This is a genomic window from Dialister sp., assembly GCF_051885895.1.
In the GTDB taxonomy this organism is placed as follows: Bacteria; Bacillota; Negativicutes; order Veillonellales; family Dialisteraceae; genus Dialister.
In genome coordinates this window covers 1-1,742 of record NZ_JBJEXP010000071.1, presented here as the reverse complement: position 1 = coordinate 1,742, position 1,742 = coordinate 1, and the positions used below count along the sequence as shown (strand labels likewise).

Genomic DNA, 1,742 nt, shown 5'->3' with positions numbered 1-1,742 from the left:
GGGATCGAGATCGGGATTGGGTAGCCCTGCCTGACACTGTCATTCTGGGTCGGTCAGCCGACAATAGGAGGGCCCTTTAATGGGCAGGCTAAGGGCCAACTTCGGCTGACTTGGAGGTCCTATGCAGGACCTCCACACAGTGAAGAATCTTGGTGCAGGAAGTAAGTGAGACAATCGCTGATAAATGCCAGTCGGCGGGGCGCCTGCGGCGCGACCGGGATTGGGATGCCTTCGGCAGGCTCGGGACTGAGACCGGGATCGGGATTGGGATCGGGACCAGGAACTTGCAGCTTGTAACTAGCTACCAGCCCATTAGCCCCTTATCTCCCCCATATCAATGGCAATGAACCCGCTGGAATAGGGGCCGATTTCATAGGGCGAAAAGACCAGGTAGAGATGACTGTCCTTGCCTATATAGAAGATATCCGGCAGTTTTCTTATGGTGTGGTATTTTTCAAAAAGGGGGATATTTCTTTCCCTGCACTGGATTTCAATCTGCCGGTTCACTTCTTCCACCGTGAGATTTTCCATTTTCTTTTTCATATCCCTCAGGGTGATTCGATGACCCAGACCGTCGAAATTCATGGCCACCGCATAGCTCATGGGATGAGCCGCCCGGTCGGGGTAGGAGGATTCTATGAGAAGGAAGCTGGTGACGGGGCTGTCCTTTCTGTCCATGGCGGACTGCCAGGAAATCCAGCCGGATGTTTTCCAGTCTTCATTTCTCTTTTCAATGGCTCTGGTAAAACGGGCGGTTTCCACTTCCACCGCCGCATTGATGCGGGCCCGTTTCAGCAGGTTCGGATCTTTGGAAACGGGAATATTCACATTCATGTTTCCCTCCTGCCAGCCCTTTGTAGAGAAAGCCCGGTCTGTGGGAAGGGGCGGTGCCAGTCCGGGCCCCAGGGTCCACTCCGCCCCGGCGCTGCCTGTGGAAAGGGCTGCCAGGAGAACCAGTGAGAGCGCCGCCATTTTCCATTTCATAGAAATTCCTCCTTTACGAAATGACTGTCTGCAGGTTTTTATACCTTTCCGATGGGAACGGAAAATACTCCTTCACTGAAAGGCGTGAGGTCGTCCTGCTGGTAAATCGCGTAGACTACGCGGTTTTTTCCTACATAGAAATTGGACGGAAGCTCCGTCACCTCATGATTGGGCAGAAGGGTAATATTCTTTTTCTTCGCCGTCAGCTCGATGCAGGCATTCACATCCTTCACCGTCAGATCCGGCAGTACCTGAGCCAGGTCAAACAGGTCGCCGGCGCTGTTGAAATTCAGCCCCTTGGCAAAGGTCTTCCCGTGCTCCTCTCCGGCCTGCAGCTTCTGCTCCACCAGTACAATGCTGGTAATGCCTTCACTGTTGCTGATGAAATTTCCCACCAGACCTTCATGCCATGCCATCCAGCCCTCGGTCCGCCGCTCTTTGTTATCCTCCGCCAGCTCCGCCGCAAACCGTTCCTTCTCCCTGGCAATAGCCGCATTCACCCGGCCGGCGAACTCTTCATTATTGAGATGGGTCACCAGATAGGGACTGCGGAAGGTCATGGTGCCCTGATGGAAATCATCCGTCCTGAAGGCTCCCGATTTCTCCGACACCTTCGCCGCCAGTCCCGGCCATAAAGACGCCTCCGCCACCGCTGCACCGCCTGCGGAAATCACCAGTGCCGCCAGCATCATGATCCCTGTTTTCTTAAAATTCATATGGTATACCTGCCCTCCTTCTCTTTTCTTTATTATACATGA

Annotated in this window: 2 protein-coding genes; both read right to left on the bottom strand. The window is 54.0% G+C overall.

The features are described from left to right. Positions 1–312: 312 nt before the first annotated feature. Complete coding sequence (locus ACI4N7_RS06015) at positions 313–984, bottom strand: RsiV family protein (RefSeq protein ID WP_439732447.1); 672 nt, start codon at positions 982–984, stop codon at positions 313–315. 38 nt (positions 985–1,022) lie between these two features. Beyond that, positions 1,023–1,700, bottom strand: a complete 678-nt coding sequence (locus tag ACI4N7_RS06010; protein WP_439732446.1) for a hypothetical protein — start codon at positions 1,698–1,700, stop codon at positions 1,023–1,025. Positions 1,701–1,742: the final 42 nt, after the last annotated feature.

Coding starts and splice junctions, on each gene's coding strand:
- ACI4N7_RS06010 (WP_439732446.1), bottom strand. CDS start 1,700: ATGAATTTTAAGAAAACAGGGATCATGATGCTGGCGGCACTGGTGATT.
- ACI4N7_RS06015 (WP_439732447.1), bottom strand. CDS start 984: ATGAAATGGAAAATGGCGGCGCTCTCACTGGTTCTCCTGGCAGCCCTT.